The organism is Acetobacter oryzoeni (genome assembly GCF_004014775.2).
In the GTDB taxonomy this organism is placed as follows: domain Bacteria; phylum Pseudomonadota; class Alphaproteobacteria; order Acetobacterales; family Acetobacteraceae; genus Acetobacter; species Acetobacter oryzoeni.
On the sequence record NZ_CP042810.1, the window covers coordinates 62,023 to 84,986 of the forward strand.

15 protein-coding genes are annotated in these 22,964 nt (G+C 53.4%); 5 read left to right on the plus strand and 10 right to left on the minus strand.

Annotation, left to right across the window (positions count from 1 at the left end):
• Positions 1–33: 33 nt before the first annotated feature.
• Positions 34–648 (plus strand): recombinase family protein, encoded by a 615-nt coding sequence (locus EOV40_RS14465; RefSeq protein WP_010512305.1) that lies wholly within the window; start codon positions 34–36, stop codon positions 646–648.
• Here the strand turns inward: EOV40_RS14465 and EOV40_RS14470 are convergent.
• The 6 genes from EOV40_RS14470 to EOV40_RS14495 all read right to left on the minus strand — a co-directional run bounded on the left by EOV40_RS14470 (position 640) and on the right by EOV40_RS14495 (position 7,840).
• On the minus strand, positions 640–1,635 hold the full coding sequence (locus EOV40_RS14470; protein WP_244297081.1) for a DNA-binding domain-containing protein: 996 nt from the start codon (positions 1,633–1,635) through the stop codon (positions 640–642). The genes EOV40_RS14465 and EOV40_RS14470 overlap by 9 nt on opposite strands.
• Positions 1,636–1,882: 247 nt before the next feature.
• The gene (locus EOV40_RS14475) at positions 1,883–2,578 is read right to left on the minus strand and encodes a YoaK family protein (protein ID WP_128106448.1); all 696 of its coding nucleotides are present in this window, start codon (positions 2,576–2,578) and stop codon (positions 1,883–1,885) included.
• Positions 2,578–3,840, minus strand: coding sequence for a cation:proton antiporter (locus EOV40_RS14480; RefSeq protein ID WP_128106449.1), 1,263 nt, complete (start codon positions 3,838–3,840; stop codon positions 2,578–2,580). The genes EOV40_RS14475 and EOV40_RS14480 overlap by 1 nt, the downstream gene beginning before the upstream one ends.
• 560 nt (positions 3,841–4,400) lie before the next feature.
• Positions 4,401–5,825, minus strand: a complete 1,425-nt coding sequence (locus EOV40_RS14485) for a hypothetical protein (protein ID WP_128106450.1) — start codon at positions 5,823–5,825, stop codon at positions 4,401–4,403.
• 364 nt (positions 5,826–6,189) lie between these two features.
• The gene (locus EOV40_RS14490; RefSeq protein ID WP_147748160.1) at positions 6,190–6,693 is read right to left on the minus strand and encodes a hypothetical protein; all 504 of its coding nucleotides are present in this window, start codon (positions 6,691–6,693) and stop codon (positions 6,190–6,192) included.
• A gap of 349 nt (positions 6,694–7,042) precedes the next feature.
• The gene (locus tag EOV40_RS14495; RefSeq protein ID WP_408740522.1) at positions 7,043–7,840 is read right to left on the minus strand and encodes an AraC family transcriptional regulator; all 798 of its coding nucleotides are present in this window, start codon (positions 7,838–7,840) and stop codon (positions 7,043–7,045) included.
• An 88-nt stretch (positions 7,841–7,928) separates the two neighbouring features.
• Here EOV40_RS14495 and EOV40_RS14500 point away from each other — a divergent pair, with 88 nt between their 5' ends.
• Complete coding sequence (locus tag EOV40_RS14500) at positions 7,929–9,128, plus strand: MFS transporter (protein WP_244297065.1); 1,200 nt, start codon at positions 7,929–7,931, stop codon at positions 9,126–9,128.
• A gap of 411 nt (positions 9,129–9,539) precedes the next feature.
• On the opposite strand, the gene EOV40_RS14505 is transcribed toward EOV40_RS14500, so the two are convergent.
• Together EOV40_RS14505 and EOV40_RS14510 are read right to left on the minus strand one after the other, a co-directional pair.
• On the minus strand, positions 9,540–10,547 hold the full coding sequence (locus EOV40_RS14505; protein WP_128106453.1) for an aldo/keto reductase: 1,008 nt from the start codon (positions 10,545–10,547) through the stop codon (positions 9,540–9,542).
• 211 nt (positions 10,548–10,758) lie between these two features.
• Positions 10,759–11,127, minus strand: coding sequence for a winged helix-turn-helix transcriptional regulator (locus EOV40_RS14510; protein ID WP_124306749.1), 369 nt, complete (start codon positions 11,125–11,127; stop codon positions 10,759–10,761).
• 121 nt (positions 11,128–11,248) lie between these two features.
• On the opposite strand from EOV40_RS14510, the gene EOV40_RS14515 reads away from it, so the two are divergent.
• Positions 11,249–12,274, plus strand: a complete 1,026-nt coding sequence (locus EOV40_RS14515; RefSeq protein WP_128106454.1) for a zinc-dependent alcohol dehydrogenase family protein — start codon at positions 11,249–11,251, stop codon at positions 12,272–12,274.
• Positions 12,275–12,651: 377 nt separating this feature from the next.
• Here EOV40_RS14515 and EOV40_RS14520 read toward each other — a convergent pair whose 3' ends face one another.
• Positions 12,652–16,611, minus strand: a complete 3,960-nt coding sequence (locus tag EOV40_RS14520; RefSeq protein ID WP_128106455.1) for an AAA domain-containing protein — start codon at positions 16,609–16,611, stop codon at positions 12,652–12,654.
• Between EOV40_RS14520 and EOV40_RS15170 the strand changes: the two genes are divergently transcribed.
• Positions 16,596–17,036: a hypothetical protein gene (locus EOV40_RS15170; protein WP_208729370.1), complete on the plus strand. Its 441-nt coding sequence runs from the start codon at positions 16,596–16,598 to the stop codon at positions 17,034–17,036. The two genes, EOV40_RS14520 and EOV40_RS15170, sit on opposite strands and share 16 nt — an antisense overlap.
• Positions 17,037–17,395: 359 nt before the next feature.
• Here EOV40_RS15170 and EOV40_RS14530 read toward each other — a convergent pair whose 3' ends face one another.
• Positions 17,396–21,367: a PIN domain-containing protein gene (locus EOV40_RS14530; RefSeq protein ID WP_128106456.1), complete on the minus strand. Its 3,972-nt coding sequence runs from the start codon at positions 21,365–21,367 to the stop codon at positions 17,396–17,398.
• A 478-nt stretch (positions 21,368–21,845) separates the two neighbouring features.
• On the opposite strand from EOV40_RS14530, the gene EOV40_RS14535 reads away from it, so the two are divergent.
• Positions 21,846–22,958 (plus strand): hypothetical protein, encoded by a 1,113-nt coding sequence (locus EOV40_RS14535; RefSeq protein WP_128106457.1) that lies wholly within the window; start codon positions 21,846–21,848, stop codon positions 22,956–22,958.
• Positions 22,959–22,964: the final 6 nt, after the last annotated feature.

Sequence of the window (22,964 nt, forward strand, 5' to 3'; positions counted from 1 at the left end):
TTCGTCACCGCTTCAAACCAACGTTTAAGAAACATGCTGATCGGATATGCCCGCGTCTCCAAAGCCGATGGTTCCCAATCCCTCGACCTCCAGCACGACGCCCTGCGTGCCGCCGGTATCGAGCCAGGTAATATTTATGATGATCGTGCATCCGGTAGCCGCGATGATCGGCCCGGCTTAGCTGCATGCCTCAAATCCTTGCGCGACGGCGATGTGCTGGTGGTCTGGAAACTCGATCGCCTCGGGCGCTCGCTCGCCCACCTGGTCAACACCGTGAAGGATCTGTCAGACCGCAGGATCGGCCTGCGTGTGCTGACCGGAAAAGGCGCTCAGATCGACACCACGACCGCATCCGGCCGCATGGTGTTCGGTATCTTTGCCACTCTGGCCGAGTTCGAGCGGGATCTGATCCGCGAGCGCACCATGGCTGGCCTTGCCGCAGCCAGAGCGCGCGGACGAAAGGGAGGGCGAAAATTCGCCCTGACCAAAGCACAGGTGCGTCTCGCCCAGGCCGCCATGGCGCAGCGCGACACGTCTGTTTCCGATCTGTGCAAGGAACTCGGGATCGAGCGCGTCACTCTATACAGATATGTCGGACCGAAGGGCGAGCTCAGGGATTATGGGAAGCGCGTTCTCAGCTTAGCGTAGGATTTCGCCCCCTCCCGCAAACGACCCCATCAAACGTTCTATGTGTCCACCATAACGTGGAGTAGCGGGCGGTCGATAAGCAATCTGAATGCCATGTTGCTCACAACCACGCTCAAAAGAACGACCATGAAACTCCGCTCCATTATCGACATGAATGCAACGAGGAAGCCCACACGTTGGCCAACTGTTTTCAATCAGACGCTCCGCACGCCAGGAATCTTTGGGGAGAACCGCCTGTGTAAGGGCAAGCGCGACTGAAGTGGTGCTGGGAGCTTCGAGGGACAGAAGAAACCCCAGAACCATACGCGTATGAATATCCATCACCAGTGTTAGCCAAGGTCGACCGATGCTCGCACGAGTAACATCGTCGACTAGCATGAGATCAACCTTGGTATGGTCAATCTGAACGATATCCAAGGGCCTTTCTGCTTCGAGACCTCCTTGAATCTGATGAAACGCAGCTTCAGTCGCCGTTTTTCCTTCGCGTTTCCTGATAAGTGTTTTTGAATTGCAAGCTGCAACACGTGATCGAACAGCTTTCATGGACGGCACATTGAAACCTGATTTTTGGCATTCACACTCTATATATCGATGGACCTGTTTCAATGTCGGTTTTTCACGTTTAAAATATATCTTCTTTATCACTTCTTCGATTATTTTTTCTATATTTACGGCTAAGCGTCTGTTCCCGACACGAGGCCCACGAGGTAATGGGAGCAAACTCGCTGTGGTTTGTTCCTCACGTAGTTTTTTCAGAAGGCGGTAAGTGTGTTGAACACTGATACCCAGGTCGCTTGCGACTAATTTGACTGAAAGATGATTTCTTTGATTTTCCTCCAACAATCCACGCAGCAGTGCATGTCGATGGGATGCTCTTGACCAAACATCTTCACTAACAGAAGTGATTGACGGTTTTGTCTGTCGCATCGCATTCTCGTGTGAAAAGAAGCCAAGCAATGTACGGAAGTTTCCACCCACTGTTACCACAATTACCACTATTTTGCGTAAATTTTTTCATCAAATTGCAATTCAAATTCAGGATATGAAAGACAAAATAATAACGTTGTATGACCTATATGTGCTGTCAGGTTTCGAGACGTCATTGACAGTTTTTTGTGGGGGGCAAGCCGAATGTCGGCTGTCAGGCATAAAAACCCGACCTGACAGAGAGGCATATCCGCATCCATAAACGCGTTACGTCCCGCGTCTGATCCGGGCCTGCCGAACAGGGTTTTCAATTATCGTCTTGCCCGGCACACTCCCTTTTCCAGATGTCCCGGTATAGGAAAACAAGGAAAGGGACAGGCCAGAGGAACGGAAAACTGCCGTGTAAAACCAGCCCCGTGGCGGCGGCCATCACGCCAGCCATCACGCCAGCCAGAAAAGCCGCCCACGAAAGCAGCGGTAGAAAAATGCTTCCGGCGACAGGGCGAGTATTCCTGTCCGGCGCAAGATATGACGCCACCCATTCCGCAATTCCCGATGCGGCTTTCAACAGGTTTGTCGTCACGACGATCGTGGGCATGGGTGTGCCGGAGAATTTCGCGATCGTTTCGCCCTGAACGGCCAGAAGTGCTGGCAGGACGAGAAATTCTCCCCAGTAACGCAGGGACGATCCATGCACGATCTGCGCCAGAACCATGAAGATCGTCATCACCATGACCCCATAAGCTGGCGACCATAACAGCCGCATCAGGCCGGAGAGGATGGCGGCAAGGAAAAATACGCCCAGCACACCGACCAGAATCAGGCCGTGCTGCCAGCTCCCACTGATAAACGAAGCGCCCATATGCGTGGTGTTCCCGGTCATCGCGCCTGCAAAGACACCGCCCAGATCGACGAAACTCAGGGCATCCACATAGCCTGCGACAAGACCGAGAATGAGAACCCGCCGAGCGGAAACCGAGACGGGAAGAAGGGAGGACGACATTACTGCGGCCGAGATACGGATGACGGATAGAGCTTTCGGGCGACCCGTTCCATGGTCAGACCCTGCACGATGATGGTGAACACCACCACACCATAGCAGACCGGCAGCAGCAGGTTGCGCAATTCTCCGGGCGGTAGACCTAGCGCCAGTGAGACCGAGATGCCCCCACGCAGGCCGCCCCAGGTCAGGATGCCAAGAACACGGCCCCGTTCCCATTGCCGGAGATGGACCGGAAGGGTCGAGAACAGCACGCTCAGTGCCCGTACTGCAATGGAGAGCGGGATCACGGCAAGCGTCGCCAGAACCGTAAACAGATGCGGCGTGATTTCCAGAATTTCAAAGCCGATGAGCATGAACAGCAGGACGTTCAGTACCTCGTCGATGAGGTTCCAGGCGATGTCGAGTTCCTTGCGTGAGGCTTCATCGAAAATGGAGTGGCTGTAACGTGTTCCGAAACAAAGACCAGCCACGACGACAGCGATCGCGCCTGACATGCTAAGCTGGTTAGCTATGCTGAAGGTCCCGGTCGCAAGTGCCAGCGATGTCAACAGATCAATATGCGGATCCCGCTGCGCCTTGAGCACACGAAGCGCGATCCATCCGGTCAGTGCACCCAACAGACCACCACCAACTGCCTCACGACAGAAGCTGAACGCGATCTCCGAGGCAGTTACGCCCTGACTGTCTCCGGTCGCCAGTCCGATCGTCACACCGAAAATGACAACCCCTACGCCGTCGTTGAACAGACTCTCGCCAGCGAAAACGGCCTGAAGCGGCCCCGGCAGGCCTAGACGCTTCAGCATGCCTACGACCGAAACCGGGTCAGTGGGTGCGAGGATGGCACCCAGCACGATGCACCATGCGAAGGGAATGGCGTGGCCCAGAAGAGGAAAGACGTACCACGCCGTGATCGCAAGAAAAGCGACGGCCAGAACGGTTCCCATAATGGAGAGAGCCGTTACCGATGCCAGCCTGGCGCGCAGATGCCCGACATCGACCTGCATGGCTCCGGCAAACAGAAGAAGCGATAGCGCACCATTCAGAAGTGCAGCAGGCAGATTGATGGCTCCGAGTACAGATCGTGGGAGAGCCAGAAGATCATAGGCCGGGATCAGCGGATTCAGGATCATGACCAGCAGTGACGCTAGCAATGAAAAGACCAGAACACCAATCGTGACAGGCAGGCGAAGCGTGTGGTGATTGAGAATGCTGAAGGCTGCCGAGAGAGACAGCAGCAGAGAAAGTAGGCTGATTGTATCCATACTGTACCGCTGGCCTCTCCGGCGCTGTGCGTCAAGGAAAACCGCGCATGGTCCGCTATTGGAAAAGCATAATGCTTTGTTGAATGACAGAGATGAGGCGTAAGCAGACTATCCCCTTACAAAAAGGTCGATGCAATCTTTAACATAATTAAAGATACTTTTCGCATTAATAAGGAATATTCGCCTAATTAAGGGAATCAATAACGTGCTGAAATATCGGAGTATTGACTAACTTAATTAAGGAATTTCGACACCGCAGCTGACTGCCGTTTTTGCCGCCAAAAAAAACCACTTAATCGCGATAAAAATGCAGAAGTTAATGATAAATCTGCCAATCAAGCAGAAGTTCCGACAACAACGCGGACAGATCCAGACATTCCGCTTACGCCTCATGTCGGTCATTGGAACGAATTCCATACCGTCCGGAAACCAGACATGGTTTGCTTAGCGCCGTCCCTAGGCGAACTGGGGACGGGCAAAACTGACGAGTTACATCGCATGCGAGCATGGCACGACCTAACATTTGCGAACAGAACCACTGCCTAAATGAGGCTTATCGATTATTGACCAACTCCATCTTGGCTTGAAGAGGGAAAGCTCGGCAAAGGGTAATCTGGGAGAAAATCATCAAATGTAGCGAGAGGCTGATACGCTTTTGATAGACGTTCAAGACTAACGCCAAAATCCTTCAGCGTGAACAACATTAGCATAAATGTAACGGCGCGAGTTTCTTCGTAGAATGCTTGAACATCATCATCATTCATTATTGGGGCCGAGTGAAACATCGTTGCACGCCGCTTCGCAATACGGCGCGGAAGCGTCTCGTCAAACCTAAAACCTGAATCGCGTAGGGTATTAATAGCTCGATTAAGTAAGGTTACAAGTGACGGTGCTTTCGAAGATTTAACTTGAATATGCTTTTTAGAAAACTGTGCAATTTCTGGATCGGCAGAGGCATCGATATAATCAAAGAAAATCCGTTGGGAGTGAAGGAAATTCTCTTCTTCTTCGTTTTTGAAACGTGACTGAAGATACTCTTCGAAAGTCGGCATCACAGCTGAAAATTTGTCATTAAGATTGGTAGCAAACCATCGTCCTAGTTGGACCGCATGAATCCGGTTCACAAGGTCACGAGGAGCCTTCAAATAGGCGCTTATCACTTCCTCCAAACCAACCTCATCCCAGCCACATCCGTGAATGCGGTTAAGTGGATGTGGAGGCTCCTCATCGCGGAAATGTACTCCTCCGAGATCGAGTTTTGGATCTTGACTTCGTCGCATGCTAGTCCCGTCTGTGGGCAGCCAAAGACAGAATATAGGTAACTTTGGGCGGAACCCAGCGAGAAATCCGAAGACCAATTCGAGACCTAAGCAAACATCTATACTCTCATCCAGAGACCGAAGTGCTGTAAATTTCAATCTAAAGACTGATTGCGGAATCAGTTTGGACGAGTTTGGTCCATTGTGAAAACTCGTGCCTTTAAATGCTTCGACAGTGCCAAAGTCAGGCACCTCGAATGTTTTTTCCTCATTAGGCGCCACTTCGACAGACTTAAGTTGGTATTTGTCATCCACAACGTCTTTGATCCGAGGGTTTCCATACCATGATCGGAAGGCGCTGGATTCGAAACCCAGTCCCGAAAACATCGCTTCATGCTCGTCATCTATGGCACAACCAGTTAGGAGCCCTTGGAACGTGCCCGCAATTTTGGTCCGCATTTCTGGGTGGAGGCTGCCGATTTTTCCCGGATCAACCGACGACACAATTGGTCGAATAAGAGTCGAGGGCTGCTGATAGTCCAGCGCCACCGATACGGGACGTACACTCCCAAAAACGCCCTGATCATATATGCCGTGGGATTTAACAGCTCGAATTGCCTCAAACCGCCACCTTCGGATACCTTCACCTTCAGGCCAGATTCGTCCCGTCCACCCGTTATGATTGTCTCCGGCTTCGGGTACACTTATCCAATTAGTGTTGCTCATTTTCGCTTCTTTAACTTTAAAACAGACACGGAAGTTGCTTGGGACGCATTTATATCATTCAGCATCAAAAATTACATGTGGGAGCTACCTAAACTATCGTTTGCCATTTGTGATTTTGGAATGGCCATTTATTTTCATAACCAAATACAAAATCGCCAACCGCACTTTCTGTTTTCCTGCCAAACCGCCTATCTGCTTTATGAATTGCGGCAGACAGGTGGCAGTCGCTTACTAAGGCGACTGCCTAAGCGCAAATATTGCACTGTTCTAGAATTGAATTTTCATAAAACTGCGCCGTGCCGAATTTCACAAGCCGAATAAACGAATCTTATTCCGCATGAATTGAGTGCAATATTTGGAATAATTATTCTAATAATTTTGCATCCTCAGCTTCTCTTACCCATTTAGCCACTAGACGATCATTTTGGAGCTTTGATAGTATACTCCTCTTTTCTAGATCGCTGGCAGTGTCGTTATAATGAGTCCGGAAGTACATAGACTTTGAATCTATAATATATTGTCTATTTTTAGAGGAAAAAAATTGGTCAGAAGTTAAATCTATAATCATGTTATTTTTCTGAATCCAAAAATGCTCTACCCAGTTACTATGGAAACAGTAACCTCCATCTTGTAGAATTTTCAGACGTAAAGATGACTGTAGCATCCATGGTCCTGAACCGCCACACAAATTCCAACCACAATGATATGGATAATATTTCCTCCTAAGTAGCAATAAAATAAACACTGATGAAATTTTACACATCTGTGATGAAGGAATTTTGGTGGATTTTCTATTTCGGATTTTTGTCTTTATCCATCTTTTTTCCAACCATTCGACAATTTTTACAGATTCTTTATTCGTAATCACTTTGATGCAAATCTCATTGTTCACAAGCCTTGGGGTAACTTACGATGTCGCGAGGTTACTTTCCAGCTTGCTTGGTCGATTAACAGACATTCTGCTTTCCCCCCAAAGCGGACATCGAACGGATCTTTTTCACGATATAGGCGTGGGTGAAATGGGCGGCCCTGCAACCTATTTAAGAGAAGAGGCCCATTGTAGCCTGACTAAGGATACTTTTTCGATTGTGCAGTATCTCTGGATTCAATTAAAGGCGGCTGTAAATCCATTAGTATTAAAAATACAGTCTGAAACTAATATATTTTAACACGTGACATCATTTCATTCCGAGATTGATGAAATTCTGGACAACGGATTACCGACGCTGGTTAAGATAATGGCGAGGTGACGTACCCAGCCGTTGTCGGAACATTGTCGTGAAGGCCGCAGGATTATCATACCCTAGAGCAAGCGCCACAGCCGTAACGGACTCTCCTGCTGTAAGACGGGGCAGGGCAGCAACCAGACATGCCTGCTGCCGCCATTCTACAAAGGAAAGGCCGGTCTCACGCCGAAACAGGCGTGTAAAAGTGCGGCGGCTTATGCGAAGTGACTGACACCAGTCATCAATTGTATCGTGAATGTCGGGATGGATCAGGAATCTCCGGCAGAGAGATGCTAACCTTTTGTGATCTGGGAATGGCAGGGATAACGGTAAAGTTGTCAGTGATTGCATCTCACACCGAATGAGATTCATCAGAGCGATTGTACCGTCCGCTGATTCATTTTCGGCAGGCAGATCTACGGCACGGCCGATCAGAGCCTGCAAAAAAGAGCCGATTTCCACCACCTGACAACTCTGTGGCAAACCATCGGTTAATTCTGGGGCGACAAAGATACTCTGGAGGCTGACCTTCCCGAGCATCTGGACGTCATGTGGGGTGGCCGGGGGTATCCATAATCCCCGTTGAGGTGGCATGACCCAGGTCGTAGCCTGTGTTGACAGGATCAGTGTACCGGATGCTCCGAAAATCAGTTGTCCATGCCGATGTTCGTGGCGGGGAATGACATGACCATCTGGATAATCATTTCCTAAAGCTACCATGCCATGTGGCGTCGAGTGTAGAATATCGACGGATAAGTCTCGCATCGTGGCCCACTCTCGTAATTTCATGACCCGTGTGAGGTGGCAGGCCACTGAAAGTGGAATTACAACGACAAAGGCGAAAATACAATCTTTCTATAATAAAGAGGGCCATCCCGTGAGTGAGACGACGCTGGAACGTCCTGTCGCGCCATCGACAGAGTTCACAATACTAGGTGCGGCAAGTTTTTGTCACCTGCTGAATGATATGATGCAGGCACTTCTTCCGGCCATATATCCAATATTGCGTGGAAACTTCAATCTATCCTTTGCTGAAGTTGGACTTCTTACTTTGGTTTATCAGCTTACGGCGTCTATTTTGCAGCCGTTGATCGGTTTTTATACCGACAAGCACCCAAAGCCTTATTCTCTGCCTTTTGCCATGATCGCATCCTTGCTTGGATTGGTCATGCTGGCCTTCGCACCAAATTACACGGGCCTGCTCGCTGGTGCGGCTATGTTGGGGCTCGGTTCCTCAATTTTTCATCCGGAATCTTCGCGGATCGCACGGCTTGCATCTGGTGGTGCGCACGGATTGGCGCAATCCCTGTTTCAAGTGGGTGGTAATTTCGGATCGGCTCTCGGTCCTTTGGTTGCCGCCTATTTTGTCCTGCCGCGTGGACAGCATGGATTAGCCTGGATAGCCATCGTGGCTCTTGGCGGCGTTTTTATTATGACGCGGCTGGGTCAATGGTACAAAGAAAACGGCAAGGCACGCTTAAACGCCAATAAACCACGTCCGCTCCCTGCCCACATCACGGTAGCTCACGTATGGCGCGCAATGGCTGTACTGGTAGCGTTGATTTTCTCAAAATACATATATCTTGCCAGCATCACCAATTATTATACGTTTTACCTGATGCATCATTTCCATCTGGCAATCCGAAACGCCCAGCTTTGCCAGTTTGTCTTTTTTGCCGCCGTCGCCACTGGCACGGTTGCGGGGGGACCTATTGGTGACAGATTGGGCCGCAAGGTCGTTATCTGGTTCTCAATCCTCGGCATTCTGCCTTTCACGTTGGCATTGCCCTATGTTGGGCTTGGCGCAACGATCGTTCTGAGCGTGATTATCGGTGTCGTGCTGGCCTCGGCGTTTCCGGCAATCGTCGTGTATGCTCAGGAACTCATTCCTGGTCGGACCGGCCTGATTTCGGGGATGTTCTTCGGTCTGATTTTTGGTGTCGGGGGTATTGCAGCAGCCATTCTCGGCAGTCTGGCAGACAGTCATGGTATAGATTTTGTTTATCATCTATGCTCTTTCCTGCCTCTGGTCGGATTACTGACTATATTTCTTCCGAGTACAAAACCTTCAAAATAAATCTGTGTTTTATTCAATTTTTGTCGAAAAGAGAGATTTTATCCATCGTAGTGAAATCTCTCAAACCATAATTAGGGTACTGTTGTCTAACAACCGTAACGATGATGAATGGGACTTTTAGGTCTCTACGCCATGCAGCAGTTTTCGATGTAGAATGTCTGCTTAATATGGACTTCACTGCAGTCTCTATGTCCGACATGAGGGCGTGAGCAGCCTGTCCGCTTGCCGTATGCAATGCGGACTTACAGCTTTCGCCTCATGACGGACGCAATTAGCATCATGCTAAGTTCCGAAAAGCGGACGTAAGTATCAGTATCGACCGATCAGGAAGTGGCTGAAAAATGCCACCATTGTGGGTAGTAAAGATGAGAACCGGGCAGGTCAGATACCTGCACCGACCCTATCTTACTTTTAGCCTTCGACGGCCCCAGATTTCTCGCTGTCGAGTACTGCCATCTGTTTCGGATCGTAGCGTTCCCCGGCCGCAGCCCCTTTGGGAACAGCCTGTTCGATAGCAACCAGATCCTCAGGCGTCAGCACAAGATCAAGCGCACCCAGCGCCTCGGAGAGCCGATCGCGTCGGCGAGCTCCTACAAGTGGCACGATGTCGTCACCCTGTGCGGCCACCCAGGCAATTGCCAACTGAGCCACGCTAGCGCCCTTGGATGCCGCAATTTCGCGCAAGGTCTCCACAAGAGCCAAATTGCGCTCGACATTGCCTTCCTGAAAGCGAGGGCTACGAACCCGAAAATCCCCCGGTCCCTTTGCTCCCTGCCAATGCCCGCTGATCAGACCACGCGCGAGCACGCCGTAGGCTGTTATGCCGATACCGAGTTCACGACAGGCAGGAAGAATTTTGTCCTCAATGCCACGCGAAATCAGCGAATATTCAATCTGAAGGTCACTGATTGGGTGGACGGAAGCCGCGCGCCGGATGGTTTCCGGGCCAACTTCCGAAAGACCGATATGCCGGACATAACCCGCCTGAACCATCTCGGCGATGGCGCCAATCGTATCCTCGATAGGCACAGCCGGGTCCAGCCGTGCAGGCCGGTAGATGTCGACATGATCAAGCCCGAGCCGTTGCAGGGTATAGGCTAGGAAGTTTTTCATGGCAGCAGGCCGTGCGTCGTAGGAGCCCCAGTTGCCACCCGGGTCGCGCATCGCACCAAACTTGACGCTGACGAGGAATCTGTCGCGAGGAATATCCTTGATCGCCTCACCGATCAGCATTTCGTTATGGCCCATGCCATAAAAATCGCCGGTGTCGAGAAGCGTGATCCCAGCGTCCAGCGCGGCATGGATGGTAGCGATGCTTTCTTTCCGATCAGCCGGACCATACATGCCGGACATGCTCATACACCCAAGACCGATTTCGGATACCTGAGGGCCGCTCTTACCAAGTTGCCGCAATTTCATATTTCAGAAAAATCCCTATTTCTTGAAGCAGAACCCTACCACACAGGCTATCTTTCGATAACCTTTCTTCCGTGCAGCTTTTCGTCCTTTGGAACGGAACGAATTTTCCGTTTGATGGAGCAAGCGGACAGGCTGTAGTCGCCTCATCCCCGACGCTACATGGCCACGAGCATGTTTCCGAAACCGGACCTGCCTTGCGATCGTTGAACGGCTATGAATCGGACGCTTTAGCTGCACGTCTCAGATCAGCCCAGTCCAGTAGGGCTATGAAAACCGGACCGAGCGCTTTGCCAATGTCCGTCAGGCCATATTCGACTTTAGGCGGAACTTGTGCGTGGACCGTGCGGAAAATGACCTTTTCCTGCTCCAGTGCACGAAGCTGCTGGATCAGCATTTTCTGTGAAATATCCGGTATGGCTCTTTGCAGGTCTGAAAAACGCATGACCGGCCCCTCAAAAAGCCAGGCCAGAATCATCATCTTCCACCGTCCTTCGAGAATGCGAATAGCGCACTGCATATCGGCGGCCGAGCTGGAACGGGGACGTGCATTGTAGATGGTTTTCATATCTGAATCGGGCATGGTTACCTTTTGGTGGGTATTAAACTTTTTTGTGCGTTCTTGTCACGACGACAGCACTGTAGCACAGAGAAAGGCGCAACAGCGGTCTCGGCTTCACCCCTGGCTGAAGGAAACACCTGCCATGTCCATGCGCGCGTGGCGCTTCGACGCCCTCTCTTCTCTCAGTGACCTTTCCGTGCACAGTGAACCGATGCCCGCACCGCAGCGCGGAGAAGTTCTTGTAAAGGTGCGTGCTGTTTCCCTGAATTATCGTGATATTGCACCCACTCTCGGTCGCTATGTCTGGCCAGCGGAGTCAGGGCTTATCCCATGCAGCGATGCTGCGGGGGAAATCGTCAGTGTCGGCGAAGACGTGACGGTTTTCCGCCCGGGAGATCGGATTGTCAGCAGCTTTCATGCTCGCTGGCTGGGCGGCAGACCGCCGACAGGTTTGATGCTGGAAAGCTACGGTACCGGTTCGGATGGCTGGCTGACTGAATACAAGGTCGTCTCACAGGAAGCGGTGGTGCCTCTTCCGGAGAAGGTCTCATTTGAGGAAGGGGCCACACTGCCCTGTGCTGCCGTGACGGCTTGGAACGCTCTGTCGGGCGCCCTCCCCATGCGAGCCGGACAGACAGTCCTGACCCTTGGAACAGGCGGTGTTTCGATGTTTGCGGTGCAGCTTGCCAAAGCCGTGGGAGCGACCGTGATCTCAACGACGTCCAGTGGGGAAAAGGCCGAACGGCTGAAGGCATTGGGAGCAGATCATATTGTCAATTACAGGGATATTCCGAACTGGGGCCGATACATCAAGGATGACATCACTGGTAGAACAGGCGTGGACTGTGTCGTTGAAGTCGGCGGTCCTGCGACGATCAATCAGTCTCTCGATGCTGTTCGCTGGGGTGGAGAGGTTGTGCTGGTCGGGTTCCTGAGTAGTGACAATCCGGGAATTGACTATTTCCATCTCAAAGGGAGCGGTGCAGTCGTCCGTTCTGTCGCTGTGGGTGATAGGCCTATGCTGGAAGATCTTGTGCGTGCATGGACCGCTTCCGGCCTGAAGCCTGTGATCGACAGTGTGTTTCCCTTTGCTCGGGCAAGGGAGGCATTTGACCATCTCATGACTGGCAGTCATGTTGGGAAAATCGTCATTACCCTCTCGGACTGACCCACGTAATGGTGATTCTACCATATTGCTTCGACGGCATGACGGCTGTCTTGGCGTGTCCGGTTGCCCGTTCGGATGAACCGTAGTCGGACCTTCTGTTTACCCCCCCCCGACTGGCTGATACGATCTCTACGGAGAAGCTGGCAAGCAACTGTGCTGACCTGGCCAATCGGTAGGGTGGACCGAACGGCTAGATCATGTCCGTAGCCGCTCTCAAATTAAATACGAATGTGCGACATCCGAACGCTTACGAATTTCTTATCCACGACCACCTTGTATTCGTGGACGAGCGCTTACCGAACACAAAACTGAATAACGCTGAAATTTATCATCGAAAAACGGCATCATGACTACTGGCATTACTCCGGGAAGATCTGTCAGTCTTTCCCCTGACTGACAAAGGCCGCCATTATTCCATGCCCTATTTCGGACGGGGGCTTGCTCTCTTTCAGAAGAAGGTTGAGCTCATCAATGGCTTCTCGGGCGGCTTTATGGGCATCCTCCCCGGTCAGCACCCATGACGTATCTAGGTTGGCGCCCTCAGGTTTGTCGCGCATGACGCTCAGCCAGTTGAAGGACCCTTCTGCAATGAAGTTCTGCGTCATCAGCGTCTTCGAATGCAGGAGCTTGATGTCGTGCAGCCTTGCTCCCATCTCCTCGAGTACTTTTCTGCACGCAGGTGATGTTCCGTTGGAATAACCGGGAGCGTTGGGAGCGCGCGTCACGATATTGACCACGGCCCCTCTGCCAACGGCCTCGCGGATGCTGTCCTGGAGTTCAGGTGCGTTGACACCGGACAGGGACAGGAAGGGGGAGACAATGACAATTTCCTCGCCGTCTTTCAGGTCCGCGAGGGCTTTATCCAGTTGCGCGTGGTGCTCGCTTACGGATGACAGCCTCTTGCCACGGAGGATGAGAGACGTATCTGCCGCCCAGTTGCCAGTCACATCCCCGAGTTCATAGCCCTTGGAAAACAGGGCTCTCCCCAGAATTCCCAGGGCCGACGCAGGATTCCGCTCGAAGATTTCCATCGTGCCAATGACGACGAACGAATGGACGGCTCGTGAGATGGCGACGTTGAGAAGACTGCGCTTGCCATCCAAGAATCCCGTGCTCGCCTTGCGGTCGCATGTTGGCGAGAAGATGATGATGTCCCGTTCCGCGCCCTGCATGGCGTTGACCGTGCCGACCTTGATTTTCGAGATGTTCTTGTCCGTATGGGCCGTGCTGAACTTGCGTAAGGCCCGCCGGATGGCGTCTCTCTGCGGTCCATAGGGGGCAATCACCGCGACAATCTCGTTCACCGGCTTGTCGTAGAAGTCCTTCCATTCATCCGCTTTACTGACAATCCACCGCGCGATGGCCTCCGCTTCACGGGGATTGCGCTGACTGCGCCCCAGACGCTCCGACGTTCCATTGACATTGGCCCAAGCAAGAGGCGGCAGAGGAGGTTCCCTGTCCGGTTCTGCGGTCATGGGTTTCAGGCGGCCGTTATAAACGAGTTCGTTGCAGATCTCGATGATGTCCCGTCGGCAACGGCGGTGCTCGGTCAGGAAGATGCCGGGAACAGGGCTGTCCGGTGAGGAGTGACTGGTGCCCGTCTGGACCACGCGCATCACGGAGCCCATGATGTTATTGTTTCCCGGGGCGGCCGTGACGACGCGGGGATCAACCGGTCCGTCGTCATCCCAGAAGTATTCCTGAACGCCGGCCTTTCGGGCATTGCCAGTATCCGTTGCATGGGAACTGGTGACGACCGGCTCAATCTGGAAGACATCCCCGACCACAACGGCTTTCTTTGAGAAGGCCATGGCCGGGACCATTTGGTAGGGGGCTATCTGTCCGGCTTCGTCAACAATGAGCAGGTCGAAAAAGCCTGCCATGAAACGTTCGACGAATTTGCCCTTTTCCATCATCGTGCATTTGGGAAACTTCGGAAGGCTGGCTGCCGTCACGATGAAGAGCGGTGTCAGCATCGCCCATCGACGATACATGGCCTCCATGGCTCTGCCGCCAACCTTGAACGGATAGACCTTGTTGTCGTTCTGCTCGAGCGCATCCTGAAGAGCCTGAACTTCAAGGACCCACCGACCTTCCCAGTAGCGCAAAGCATACTGGAACAGAGCGTAGCGTATTGTCCGGTCCAGGAAATCCTCGATGACATCTAGCCTTCCTGTCCAGTTGCTCTGGCGCCAAGGAAGTTTTTCTTCCGGCATGTCGAACATCGCGGCCCAGTCGGACGGTGCCAGAACCGTTTCAATGGCCGTGCAGCAATCCTGAAGTTGCTGGAGTATCTGATGCTTGAGGGTGACGAGCTTTTCAAGCTCGCGACCGGCCAGAACATAGGAGCCTCCCACATAGTGATCGTACTCTGCTCGGGCGGTCTTGCTCACCAGGTCGGCAGCGGCAACCTCGCGTTCCAACTTCTGGACCAGGGTATCTCGAGCCTGACGCGTCTCTTCTCGAGATTCCCGGACTGTTGCGAGCTCCCTCTCGGCTGATGCCGTCATCTCATTGATGGCATCCATCCATTCGCGCTTGGACTTGACCTGAGCCTGCATGAGTGACCGAAAGAAGCTGCCCTGTCTACCCTCGGCGACAAGCCTTTCAACATTCGCCCAGTTGCGTCCACTCATCAGGTTCGAAAAGAAACCGCCCCCCGGCAATGCAGCAATGAGCGCGACGGCATGTGCTCCCACCTCTTCGACTTTCTGCCCGGCAGCATGCACGGCATCATCACGCTGCTTCAGGAGGTCCCGGGTCTTCCGGTTCTCCTCATTGATCCTGGCGCGCGGAACGGCGGCAGCGGCCTCTTTTTCCTTGAGGTCGGATTTGAGAGCGTCTTCCCTTGGCCTGCGCTCCTGAAGAAGGGCTTCCCGCTGGGCGATGGCCTTTGTGATGTCGGGATATGTTCCATAGCCCGAGGCCACGTAAAGCTGATTCAGCTTTCTGGCTTCTCCAGCACAGACCCGCCCTGTTTCGACAAGCACCTTCATCCGGGCGCGGATTTTCGCGATGCCATCTTCAACAAGGCTGATGTCGTGACGCGCCCCTTGAGGACCGTGACCTGAAAGGTGCTCCTTGCGGACTGGCGGAGTGACGCCCGGATAGAAAGAACCGTAGTAGCCGTTGATCCAAGCGTCACGGGAGGCCCAGGCATCGACCGTGTCCCGTTCACGTTCGGGGAAGCCTTTCCACTCCATCGTGCCCAGGCCTCTTCCCGGAGACGCGATCAGGTAGCCGGCTTTCAGAGCCTCCTTTTCTTTCTCTCCGGACGGGAAATACAGACCCAGCGCATCGGCACCCTCAATCCATCTTCTCGCCCATGGCCGGCTGTCCTTGGAAGCCATGGCTTTTTTCATGGCATCAATGATGTTGGTGACAGCCTGGTTGTTGGTCGAGGTCCCGACGATGACAGCCGGATCACCACCCTCGAGGGCACGTGTCACCAGCTCCGTTGCGACGATACCTTGCAGAAGTGTCGTCTTGCCGGTGCCCGGGGGGCCGTTCACGGCGAGAATGTCACCATCTTTCACCGAGCAGAACGCCGTCATGGCTTCAGACTGGCTGGATGACATTCCATAGGCGAAAGTCATCGTTCCCCTGGCTCGGCCCGCTGCAGCCCACTTCTGGGACTCATCCACGACAGCCGGTTCCGGTCCACCATCGATATACCGTGCGAGCAGAGGTGTTACGAGATCGGTGTCAGCCAGAACGGTATCGTAAAACCGTCGCTGATGGAGGGTCGCAATCATCCCGATGCTGGCCTCCGCAGGCTGAAGGGCCACGCGCTCCCAGAGTTCGTAGCCGTCGGGTAATCCGTCTTCTCCGGTCACTGCGTTCCAAAGCTTTTCCGCCCACTCCAGGGTCTTGCCGAGACTGCCTCCTTCAAACGGATTGAGCTGGAGCCAGGTGTCCATGGTGGCCAAATCACCAATCAGAACATCACCATCCGACGGTTCGAGAAGCTCTCGATTTATCCAGGGCGGGGCATCCTTGAGCGGCTGGATGGTGCCTTCCGGACTGACGTTGACGAGCATGGCCATACAGAAAAGGGCAGGCTGTTTCGAATGCTCGGTGGAATGACTGACCTGTCCGAGAAGAATGCGGATACCGGCCATCGCGATAATGGAATCGTCGGGAGCCAGGTCACGGGAGGCAGGATGCATCTTTCTCAGTGCCTGGGTTTTGTCAGGCGGCAGCTTGCCTTTTTCAAAACCCTCTTCGTCAAGAGCAACCAGATTATCCCGGCTAAAGGAGATCTTCATCTGGGCATCATCAAGAAGAGCGGAATGCCAGTAAGAAAGGACCGAATGATGGCTTGGCTTCGACGACATCCGCTTTAGAATCCTATGTAGTGACGCTTTTTGTTACGAAATGCCCTTTGGTATGTAAACATATGCGTCCCCTAGGCTCAGGACTTAGCGTCAGAACATATGGTTGCAGTGAGGCAGATGACCAAGAAAACGACGGCTGGGCAAAGAAAGACACTGGAGAAATCGTAGCGCTTTACGAGATGTCTTCACCTGTGATGCCATCGGGGCTTGTTTCGATCTCGCGATGGAAAATCAGGGGGTGCTATCCAAAGTCGGGCCTTAGCCGTGCGATGCTGTGTCCAACCAAGATCCCTCAAAGCGCAAGCAACATCGCGCTGCTCATCGGATCGGATTGGTCTTTTATAGAAGAGAACGTGTTCTGCAATCACATTGAGTGGCAGACCTGCCTTCCGGTATTCGTCATGAACCTGGATCATCCGGCCTGATGTCAGCTGCGGAAGAAGGTCATCCAGTGTCAATGCATCAGACCAGAAGGATGTCCGGGCAAACAGCAATTCCATGAGTGAACCGCCTAGGGATTGGCGGAGACGTCCGTTTCCAAAGAAATTCCACCCAAAATCGGACCGACCGGTTTCCCCCCTGATCTGCCTGTCAGCTCAGTGACGCAGGAGCAGACAGGCAGTAATCGCCTCATAGCCGACACCCAAACGGGCGTGACGGTCCGCCGAAAGCCGACGTTGTTATGTGAAGCTCTATGAAGCGTGTTTGGTATATTCGAGATAAGCGGCTCTCGGATCATGAATAAGCAATATCTTCCGTTCCTGATGAGTGCGAGGCATTCGTCCTAACCTCGGCCAACTTTCTTGGGACGGGATACTTTTGTTCTCTTTGTCCGGCGCCGCGGTTTGACAGATGCGATGGCACGCTCCTTTGACCGGATTTCGGCCAAGTCGTAAAAATGGCCTTTAATCCAGTCTGCCAGATAATCCCGCGCCCGTTGGGCAAGATGATCGCCGGCACGGGCATACTTCGCGAGTTCGGCATCAATGATGTGAAGAACTGCTTTCCAGTCGTCGGATCGCGACCGCACCAGTTGCGCCAGCAACCTGCTGATGGCACGACTTTGCTGCCATGATGGCAGATTCAGCCTCCATACCCCCCTCATGGTGTCGACCGAAATGGCGATGTGCGAAGGCATATGAGCATTGAGGCCACCGATGAACTGGATAGCCGCATTGAACAATGCGAACGCTCGTGGATCTTCTAATGCGAGCATCTGGAGTAACGTTTGGGCGTCTAGGCTGAGATGGCCGTGGCGCATTGCCCCAAGCATGCCAACGCCGACCAGATACTGGTCGCGTGTGATCTGGCCGTCCTTTGCAAAGACGTTCAGGACAACCTGGAGCCAAGCCCCGCCCTTGACGCCCTGACTGGCTGCATATTGGCGTAGATTCAAATCTTCTGAGAGGATGATGACATCCGCGGTTCGTGCAAGGTTGATAGGATCGAATATTTCCTTCGACCCAAAATTGTCGAGAAGCTTATCCAGCCGAACGTCGAGCGACCCGTCGACCGGCAGGATATCACAAAGGTCATGGAGGTCCTTGATGATTGCGTTCACCCATTCCAGTCGCTTCTCCGTCTCCTCGGGACTATGGACCTGCCGACATGCCTGTTCGCCGTCGAAACTCATGGTCATGAATTCGCGGCCACGGTTGCTCTCGATCTTCGCCCTCAGCTCGATCATTTCGTCCATGGTTGAGCGCGCGATGCACAGCCTTCCGAAATAGTCCTTTGCTGCCTGGAGATGCCCCAGTTCATGCAGTTGCCAGAGGGTCAATGTGTCAAGCGCAACACCTTTGCCGCGCGCCTGGCGCACGAACATCGTGGCTTCTTTGTACTCGTCAGTTGCACCGATACAGGTGCGGAGATTTGTTCCGGTTCGCGTCAGATATTCGGCCAGTTGAAGGACCGACCGATTAGAGGATGCCGCAATGGCCGCTAGAGGGATAGGATGGGACGTGTAGATGGCAGCGACCACGCCATCCTTGTCCTGAAGGGAGCGCACCACATCGAGGATCGGCTGTATGTCGCCGTCTTTTATACTCATCTCGAACAGCGATCGCGCATCTGGGAACTGGGCCGCGTGTTTCGCCATGATATCGTGGAGCAGCCAGATATATTTGTGCTTGAGCTCTTTTATCCTGTAACGCTTCGAAACACCGATTTTCGCAGGGATTTCGATTACTTCGTTGACAGATTTCCCCATCAGAGCAACTGCCAAGGGATGGTCCAAAGCAAACCGGTCAATCCCGACAATCTCTTCATCGCCGATGATGCCGGTGACATCCCTGGCGCCGTCCAACCCTTCAAGGTCGAACCAGAAGTCAGTCTGTGCTGGGCCTGCCCGACCAATTGGAGAAGGCAGAGCCTCGTTCATGAGGATGATTGAAGGATAGGAGGATACGATGTTTTCATCGTGCCTATTGGTTGCGGCCACCCTATAGGCAAGTCGTAGCGCCCGCATGGTTTCACCTGCGCGGCGATGCCAGTAAGCGAGCCGCATGAGGTCGTTGGGAGACCCGTCTGCCGTGTCGTCATTGATGCCAGCGACTAAATCTCGGGCTTCGTCTTCCTTATTGGCGCGTACCAGCGTGCGCGATAGCAGGAGAATGGCGCGCAGATCACTCGGCATTGCAGAAATCGCTGAGCGAAGGTAGTGCTCTGCAGTTCCTAGATCGCCTCGATTGTACTCAGCCGCGCCAGCCAGCCGCGCATAGAGCGGAAGAGCGATCACCTGTGGGGCAAGCGATTGATAGAAAGGCGATGTCCTCGCCTGCGTTGGCGCGTTTGCGAAGGCGTGGGCAAGCCAAGCCAGCGGCTCTGACGGCCGGTCTACACCAACAAACCCATCGAGTACGCCAATGATGTCTTCCCATGCCTCACGCAACAGCGAGAGCTGGGCGAACATCACCCTGTCTGAATAGCTTGTCGCCGGCGTGATAAGCGATCGCGTCTTCTCTGCCATCGCTCCAAGCGCTTCAGGTCTCGCTATCCGATAAATATCCGCCACAGCGATATGGGCCCCGACACCCAGCGGCCAGCGTTCGAGGAGTTGCTCGACATCTTCGTCAAGGTTTGCGCCCATCTTACCAGCATGCCGCGCGCGAAATACCAACACGTCGAAAAGCTGGCGCGCAGGAATCGGCAGTCTTTCGCGACGCTCGTTGGTCGCCTCCTTGACGACTTCCGCCCATTCGTGGAGGTTAGAAAGCGCTACAAGCAGTGGAAGGACCGCATTGTCGGGGAGGAGAGCACTGCGGAGGAGGCGTTTCGCCTCGGCAAATTCTTCGAGATCGATAGCCACCCATGCCGCGGCCAGCGCAGCATCTGGATCCTTGGTTCCAGTCGCCAGAACCTGGTCTGCAATACGTTTCGCCTGCTCAAGATCTCCTAGCGCCCGGTAGGCGGTTACGAGATTATACCCAACCATGCACCAATCGGGTTCAGCCGCATGCTCAAAGTGACGAACCTCATCCCAATGGCGCTGTAGCAGTTCCGAACCCTCGCGAAGCTTGATCCGTCGATCGACCGGAACACGGCCGAGGCGTTCGACGACGTCGCCGGAAAGAGCTTCGTCGACCAGAGCATCACCGGCCATCCGAATAGAATTACCATCTTGAGGGAAGCGTTCGAGCGTTTCGGCAGCCAGGGTCCACCAGCTTCCCGGGGTGCCTTTCTGACGAAGGTAGTTGATGCGGTGGATGCGAACGTTATGGTCGTCCAGAAGATCCGGCGAGACGATTGCCATGGGGTCTCGCTCGACACTGTCCATCGCTGCCACCTGGAATGCGAGCCCGGCAGCGCCAACATTACTAGCATCCTCGGCGAGTGTATCCTCTGCGAACGTCCATGCACCCGCCAAATCTCCCTGGATGGTGAGTGAGAGGATCCTGTTCGCTCGCGAGCGTGGATCTGTCGGATTGAGGGCATAGGCTTCATCGAGAAGAGGGGCGGCATCGATTTCGTCGCCGAGCTTCATCCGGGCGATGGCGATATTGACCTTGACCCGCGCGCGGATTGATACTGCGTTCTTCTCGTTGAGCGTACTATCGAGCGCTTGGAGTAATTCTAACGCGGTCCGCGGCCTTCCCGCGTTCAGCATGTCGCGATATTGGTCGATCTGTGCATCGAGATGCTGATCGAATGCACTGCGGGCCGTATCTATTGGCCCGATCGCAATCGTCGTGCGGATCTCCGCCAGATATTGTAGTGTCTGGTCATTCTGAGCGCGGATCTCCGCCTGCCCCGACAGCGTCTCGCTTCCGAGCTCAAGCAGGCGATTGGTCGATGCGCTGTAATCAGGATCGAAGGCCGCAAGCGCCTTCGGGTCGTTTCTGATCTTTTCCTGAAGGGTGTCCCAGCCCCAGACCTGAATGTCGACTGTGCGGCCAAGCTTCGCCTGTTCTTGGGCCAACTTGGTTGCAAGAAAATCGTAAGCGGCCTCGTCGGTCGCGGTGGTGACGATATAGAATTCCGTTAGTGCCGGTTCGATACTCATCGCTTGGTCGACCTCCTTGCGGATCGTCGTTTCGGTGAGCTTCGCGCCACGGGTGACGAGTTTGCACTGGATGCCGACCGGCTGGCCTGGATCGCGGTCGCGCTTGCCAATCAGATCGAGGCCAAACTGCTTCTTGCCTCGCGTACCCACAAACTTGACGTTTGGATCATTGAGAAGCCCCGCGAAAAGCTGAATACAGTTGCTTTCAAAAACCTTGTCGTCGGTCGGGATATTGATGATCGTCGAGGAAGCCACGCGTCGGTTTTTCCGTTGCCCTATAGAGAAATTTGGGACTTATGCGTCATTCCCAAGCCAAAAATTGGGAGTCAGTTTACGCTGAAAGCGGCTATTTCTACAACCGCGCCTTCTACACTGAATGGAGTAAGTTCGGTCGATCGTCGCCATGAGCGTTGACGCTCCGTAGGGCTTCTTTCGGTCATTTCCTCCCAATAACCGACATTCCGCTTCCTCCGCTTAAGCGCCGATCTGCTAAATGAATTTGAAGCAGACAGGCGGAAGGCGCCTCGTTGGCGACATTCGAGACGATAAATTGCCTTCCCGAAACCGGACATTATTTCGCCGTGCATGCCCATCCCAGACGGTAGTGCCCATGCTATCCTGGCTTCAACGCGCAAGATAGGCTCCACGTATTGACGTAGCACCCGAATCCGGTATCAGAATGTCTCAAGAATCCTTTGAAATTTGGGCTTTAGCGGCACCAGTCAGGAGTGAGATGACGCCGATCGGCGCGCGACTGGTCGTTATGCTCAGCGATGAGCGGCAGCGCATGGCTAACGAGTGGTTCTGCAAATGGCACTATATCAGTGGTTCGATGCCAGTCGAAATCGAAAGCTTTAATGGGAGGCCGATTCGTTATGGTGGGATTCGTTATACAGGAGTTCCCCAAACGATCTACAGGCAGACCATTCAACATTATCTCGCCAAGAAGATCTGCGAGGTGTTTTACGGTATCGAAGATGAGATATTACGATACCCGTTTGCGATCCGTGACCAGGCGCTTTCAGAAGCAAAGTCGTTTATCACTGATTTTGCGCAACAAATTCGTCATGAGGCGGTCGAGAAGGACCGGATACTGCAAGGTGACGGTTTTAAATTTCCACAGCGACAGGATATAGGGGAGTGGGTTGGTTCCCAGCCACAGGATATCGCTGCTCGGGTTGACCAGTTGCGACGGATCTATTGCGACGTCATGTCAGAAGTCGGAGGTAACAACATGGTCTTTGGTAGCATGGCAAAAGATAAAGTTACCCTAGTAAAGCATAGCGGTGAAGTGATTCGTAAAGACATCCCTGCTTCGGTAAGCTCTCACCAGATCACCATGTTCGCCGCCGATTTGCCAATCGAGGTAGGAGACCATTTTTTGCGGGAACTACCAAGCAAACTGGTCGAAGATTTTATCGTCGTTGATCCTGGTTATCATAGTGGCGTTGCCAGCATACCGCCACATTTCCAAACGAAAGTCCGGCGTAGTGATGCGCCAGTGGCGACGCCGCAGACCGTGATCGCGACCTTTCATGGCGCGAATTCCCGACTCAACATCAATTCTGTCGACAATTCGTTCAATGTGGCGTCCGACATCACGCCGGCGCAGGTCAAAGACCTCGTGGCGCAGATCCGTGCAGCGGCTCCGGGTCTGCCAGCAGCCCAGAGGTCAGGAATTGAGTCATCACTCGCCGAACTTGAATCCGAGGTTAACTCTGCTACGCCTTCGGCCTCCAAACTACGCGCAACATTGGTTTCGCTAAGGTCCGTCGTGGAGGGTGCCTCCGGCAATCTAGTCGCAGCCGGTATCGGCTCGCTTATCAGCAAACTTCTCGGCGGATAATCGCTG

Bases quoted from the DNA above. Each gene is read 5' to 3' on its own strand.
- EOV40_RS14465 (WP_010512305.1), top strand. From the start codon at position 34: ATGCTGATCGGATATGCCCGCGTCTCCAAAGCCGATGGTTCCCAATCC.
- EOV40_RS14475 (WP_128106448.1), bottom strand. From the start codon at position 2,578: ATGTCGTCCTCCCTTCTTCCCGTCTCGGTTTCCGCTCGGCGGGTTCTC.
- EOV40_RS14480 (WP_128106449.1), bottom strand. From the start codon at position 3,840: ATGGATACAATCAGCCTACTTTCTCTGCTGCTGTCTCTCTCGGCAGCC.
- EOV40_RS14485 (WP_128106450.1), bottom strand. From the start codon at position 5,825: ATGAGCAACACTAATTGGATAAGTGTACCCGAAGCCGGAGACAATCAT.
- EOV40_RS14495 (WP_408740522.1), bottom strand. From the start codon at position 7,840: ATGAAATTACGAGAGTGGGCCACGATGCGAGACTTATCCGTCGATATT.
- EOV40_RS14505 (WP_128106453.1), bottom strand. From the start codon at position 10,547: ATGAAATTGCGGCAACTTGGTAAGAGCGGCCCTCAGGTATCCGAAATC.
- EOV40_RS14510 (WP_124306749.1), bottom strand. From the start codon at position 11,127: ATGCCCGATTCAGATATGAAAACCATCTACAATGCACGTCCCCGTTCC.
- EOV40_RS14515 (WP_128106454.1), top strand. From the start codon at position 11,249: ATGTCCATGCGCGCGTGGCGCTTCGACGCCCTCTCTTCTCTCAGTGAC.
- EOV40_RS14520 (WP_128106455.1), bottom strand. From the start codon at position 16,611: ATGTCGTCGAAGCCAAGCCATCATTCGGTCCTTTCTTACTGGCATTCC.
- EOV40_RS14535 (WP_128106457.1), top strand. From the start codon at position 21,846: ATGACGCCGATCGGCGCGCGACTGGTCGTTATGCTCAGCGATGAGCGG.